This is a genomic window from Arsenicibacter sp. R0_47, from assembly GCF_057652235.1.
In genome coordinates this window covers 1-4,108 of the sequence record NZ_JBYFCJ010000075.1, presented here as the reverse complement: position 1 = coordinate 4,108, position 4,108 = coordinate 1, and the positions used below count along the sequence as shown (strand labels likewise).

The following is a 4,108-nucleotide window of genomic DNA, read 5'->3' as shown; positions in this document are numbered from 1 at the left end:
AAAGGGGAGGATATAGGGACTTACATTCTAACCCAGATAGACAAAGAGTCAGAATTGGGCCAAATAATGCGCGTAGAAGCGCAAAGAGTATGGGAATCGACTCGGGATATTACCAAGATCGTAAACAAATTCCTAGTGAACTTAAATGAGCTTAAAGAGCGTATGGGTATGACCTATGAAGAATTCCAAGCTATAGTAGCTCCTGCAATGGAAGAATTCGTAGAAGTGAAGAAACAGGAGTTACAGGAAAAAAGGAAAGTAAGAAGTAAAAAATAAGGTTGAACGCTAACGCGTTCGGATTTTCAGGCATTAGACCCGCTCAACAATGCGCCTACACCTACCGTACCATTTAAAGAAGCCCGATCCTAGGTAGGTCGGGCTTCTTACTTTTCAATTAGTCCCCTTGGCCACGTAACACCAAAAGAGCCAAAAACACACATATACCCACCAGAATAACCGTACCATTAGGCTTACTTACACTGCTGCTACTAGTCTGCGTAGATACGTTGTTTACTGTACCAGATCCACCGCTGGTACTGCCCCCAGAAGATATATTACCTTGGTTAGTAGTTGTACCACCGGTAGTAGATCCCGTATTCGTTGGGGTAGTGGTCGTACCTGTATTTGTGGGAACACCTGTAGTAGTCGATGCCGTAAGATCGATTGTTGCCCAATCAGAAGCAAACTTCCTGTAATCTGTAAAAGCACCACTATACGGCGGAGCTTTAAAAGTCAATGAAGTATAAGGAAATATTTCATTGTCTTGATAACTAGCTAATGTAAAATCTGTACTGCTGAATTCAAAATTACCGGCATTCTTTAATGCTGTAGCATATGCCGGTGATTTAACCCGAAGAACTAATTTACTATCAGCACTAAAATTTCCCTGAATTAGCAATAATTTTCCTTCTACGGATGAACCCGTAGTAAAGACAGGCCCAACAAGACCCAAATAACCGGTTTGTACTAAATTCATAAAAATAACTATTTAAACTCTGTGGAATCAAGAAAGTATACTGATTCAAAAAATAATATTAAGACAAAATATTTTTAATTCACATCCAATATTATTTAAAGAATCAAAACGAATAAATTAAAAAACTAGCAAAATCCAATGTTATTATAATTATCATCATCTATTTTATCTTTTCTTCTCTTAAAAAGCCAGACAGATAAAAAACCAATAAATAAAGATATTCCTGTTTTTCGAATCATAAAGGTTAAAAGTTAAAAGTTAGAATTAATAAAAAATCATCTATGAAGATTTTACATTGACAGAATATATTTATTGTCTAGAAAATCTTTTTCAAATTCTTTATACGGTTCACTTCGGATAAAATTATCAGAAAAGAAATGATCAGAGTAAAGACCGTTTAAATAAAATTCTATTTCATCAATAGATACATTGCTTTCTAAATTTCTTCTCAGAAAGAAATAATGTATTAACGGAAAGGAATATCCTACCCTGTCAACATACTCTCTATACTCTCGTAATGAGAATCCGTTCGGCAATGGTAGTACTTCCGTATCAACCGGCACACTAAAAGGCAATCCTTTAGTAAACGCTTTCTGTTTACAGGCATTACAACAATACTGCTTACCCTTACGGTATTGGAATGTATTTCCACATACTATACAATTACCTGTATCTTTACCCTTTAGGCTTTCTGCTGGCTTTTGCTCCATTTCCTAACCGATCTAACCGAATTTATAACCGTTTTACTAACCAAATCCCTAACCGATCTAACCGTTTTTATAAACTACCTAACCGATTTACTAACCGAATCCCTAACCGATCTAACTGATTTTCTAACCGATCTAACCAAACTCATAACCGATCTAACCGATTGATTATAAGAAATTTTTGACTGGACATAAGAAAAGTCCGTCTTAAAACTTGACGGACTTTTACTACTTCTGTCTGCTGTTCTCAATCAAAATGCACACTAAATAGCACACCCAGAATTGTTAACATTTCCTACAACCATTCCTCATACTTAACTATTAAGTTCTTTTAACGGTATTGGATTCTCCAGATAATCAACAATCCGTCTAACCTGTTTCGGGGATAATATTTGCTTTTTACCGACTTTCCACCCAACTTCTTCCATAATAGGTTCAATCCATTCTTCAAAATGCTTCATACGAACATTCCCATAAAGCATTAATAAATCTTTTTTACAGAATTTACCTTGCGTTTTTTCCATTATTTTTTCGGTGTCTTAATACTCCTTATTGTCAAATCCTTTTCTTCGATTACTACTTTTTTAGGTTTTTTCTTATTTTCTTTTATAAAATCTACATCAAAATCATCCAAATCACTTGAAGAATCGTCATAAGGTGATTCCATAAAATCATACCATCCGTTTGTAATATCTTGCATTTTTTAAGCGGGTTTAGATAATAAAACAGTATATACAAAGTCATAAATATAAGCTGTATAGTAAAGAAAAAGGGCCGGATGGCTTCAAGCTATCAATCCGACCCTTTTAACTCCTAACCGGAGGCTTCAAGCTATCAATCCGGTTAAACTCACTGAATGATGTAGGGCACCAGTTCAGTAAGCTGCGCGCAACTGCGTCGCGGGTCTTGCCCTATTCCTCGGCGGTTGCTTCCCAGCATTGCCGCTTCCGCTTCAGGCAATATCTTTATTGTCAAAAAGACCTTTAAACTTCTCATTTGGCTCATAACCAGTCAGTTGACCAATTACTTTTCCATCTTCATCCAATGTCACCCAATCCGTAAAGTCATTTGACCAGTTCCATATTCTTTCATAATACTGTAACTGATCACTCAAACCTTTTAATTCTTCCTCACTGACATCATCAATCTCTTCTTCTACCGGACTAACACCACCAAACGGCTGATAAACACGCTTACAACGCAAAGCTCTAAAAATTACATCCATGCGTTTGTAATCGATCAATTCACCGGCTTTGGTAGTTAATTTAGTGAAATATTTAAACAGCTCCTTTAAAGAATTTTGATCCGCTGGCCGAATATCTTGCGCTTTACTATCAGCAAGGCTACCCATTCTTTTTAACCATTCTTCAACCAACCATTGTGCATTTTCTTTTCCATCTATAACAATATGAAAGTGATAATGATAATGATGGTTAGGACGTATAGTACATTCAGACTTTCTAACACCCTTTACTTTTTTCTTACGGCCTAATTTACTGTTTAGTATTTTGCGCCAAGAATCATGCATAAAAATAATTGACTTTGGCAGATTAAACCCTGATACAGTTTGCTTTGTCAAAGTCACAAAATAAGGCTCTTGCATTTGTTTAATTACCGGCTCGTAACCATTAATTAAAACTGCGGTACGGATACGATTGCAAACAGCACACCAACGATTTTTACAATATGTCGATGTTAGTTTTACACCCTTTTCCGTTCCCCTTTCTAAGCGTGTTTCAAGGCAATGTACAGTACCTTGATACGACTTTGATAACATTGAATCTGGGTTATTCTCAAGGAGGTTATATGCCAGCTTTACCGACAGATATTTTGCCCGAGATTCTTTTGTTTTTTCGGGATAAAAGCCCTTACTTTGTCTCATCATCATTTGTGATAAGCCTGAGCCGACTGCCGCCAAGCATAGAGGGTTCAGGCTTTCTTTTTTTGTGGTTTCCAAGGCTCTGCATGAGCCTTTTTTCATTTATTCATAACTGTCTGATAATTAAGGGTTTAGGTCAAGTCTAAATCATCAGAGCGTTTTTGGGGTTAAGTCCTTGATATTCAGTTGTTTAAATATCAAAGGAACTCAGTTGTGCTAACTTATCAAGAGCGGACCACTGAAAACGTATTCTTTTTTACTCCTCTCTCTTGTCCGTAATTCGCACATATTTACGCAAATATACTCCCACCTTCATGAATCGCAAACAATATTCGAAAATTGTTAACGACTGTAAACAATGTCTAAAAGCAAAGAGTCAGTAGATAAAAGCACACAGCCGCCTACAAAGACAATCGCTTTTCGCGTATCAACCCAATTACATGGGCAAATACAAGAAGCGGCAAAGGCTAAAGGGGAGGATATAGGGACTTACATTCTAACCCAGATAGACAAAGAGTCAGAATTGGGCCAAATAATGCGCGTAGA

Annotated in this window: 7 protein-coding genes; 2 read left to right on the top strand and 5 right to left on the bottom strand. The window is 36.7% G+C overall.

Features of this window, described 5'->3' with window-relative positions; all coding sequences use genetic code 11:
* A partial coding sequence (locus AC23NW_RS35875) for a hypothetical protein (protein WP_487455478.1) occupies positions 1–276 on the top strand: 276 nt, incomplete at its 5' end.
* A gap of 118 nt (positions 277–394) precedes the next feature.
* On the opposite strand, the gene AC23NW_RS35870 is transcribed toward AC23NW_RS35875, so the two are convergent.
* The 5 genes from AC23NW_RS35870 to AC23NW_RS35850 form a co-directional block, all read right to left on the bottom strand.
* Positions 395–976 (bottom strand): hypothetical protein, encoded by a 582-nt coding sequence (locus AC23NW_RS35870; protein WP_487455476.1) that lies wholly within the window; start codon positions 974–976, stop codon positions 395–397.
* A 290-nt stretch (positions 977–1,266) separates the two neighbouring features.
* Entirely contained in the window at positions 1,267–1,686 is a 420-nt protein-coding gene (locus AC23NW_RS35865) for a hypothetical protein (RefSeq protein ID WP_487455474.1), read from the bottom strand.
* Positions 1,687–1,997: 311 nt separating this feature from the next.
* Entirely contained in the window at positions 1,998–2,207 is a 210-nt protein-coding gene (locus tag AC23NW_RS35860; RefSeq protein ID WP_487455472.1) for a hypothetical protein, read from the bottom strand.
* On the bottom strand, positions 2,207–2,383 hold the full coding sequence (locus AC23NW_RS35855; protein ID WP_487455471.1) for a hypothetical protein: 177 nt from the start codon (positions 2,381–2,383) through the stop codon (positions 2,207–2,209). The genes AC23NW_RS35860 and AC23NW_RS35855 overlap by 1 nt, the downstream gene beginning before the upstream one ends.
* Positions 2,384–2,635: 252 nt before the next feature.
* The gene (locus AC23NW_RS35850) at positions 2,636–3,664 is read right to left on the bottom strand and encodes a protein rep (protein ID WP_487455469.1); all 1,029 of its coding nucleotides are present in this window, start codon (positions 3,662–3,664) and stop codon (positions 2,636–2,638) included.
* A 256-nt stretch (positions 3,665–3,920) separates the two neighbouring features.
* Between AC23NW_RS35850 and AC23NW_RS35845 the strand changes: the two genes are divergently transcribed.
* The coding region (locus tag AC23NW_RS35845) for a hypothetical protein (protein WP_487455467.1) at positions 3,921–4,108 on the top strand (188 nt) is incomplete at its 3' end.

Excerpts from the sequence above, each read along its gene's own strand:
- AC23NW_RS35870 (WP_487455476.1), bottom strand. The coding sequence starts at position 976 with ATGAATTTAGTACAAACCGGTTATTTGGGTCTTGTTGGGCCTGTCTTT.
- AC23NW_RS35865 (WP_487455474.1), bottom strand. The coding sequence starts at position 1,686 with ATGGAGCAAAAGCCAGCAGAAAGCCTAAAGGGTAAAGATACAGGTAAT.
- AC23NW_RS35860 (WP_487455472.1), bottom strand. The coding sequence starts at position 2,207 with ATGGAAAAAACGCAAGGTAAATTCTGTAAAAAAGATTTATTAATGCTT.
- AC23NW_RS35855 (WP_487455471.1), bottom strand. The coding sequence starts at position 2,383 with ATGCAAGATATTACAAACGGATGGTATGATTTTATGGAATCACCTTAT.
- AC23NW_RS35850 (WP_487455469.1), bottom strand. The coding sequence starts at position 3,664 with ATGAAAAAAGGCTCATGCAGAGCCTTGGAAACCACAAAAAAAGAAAGC.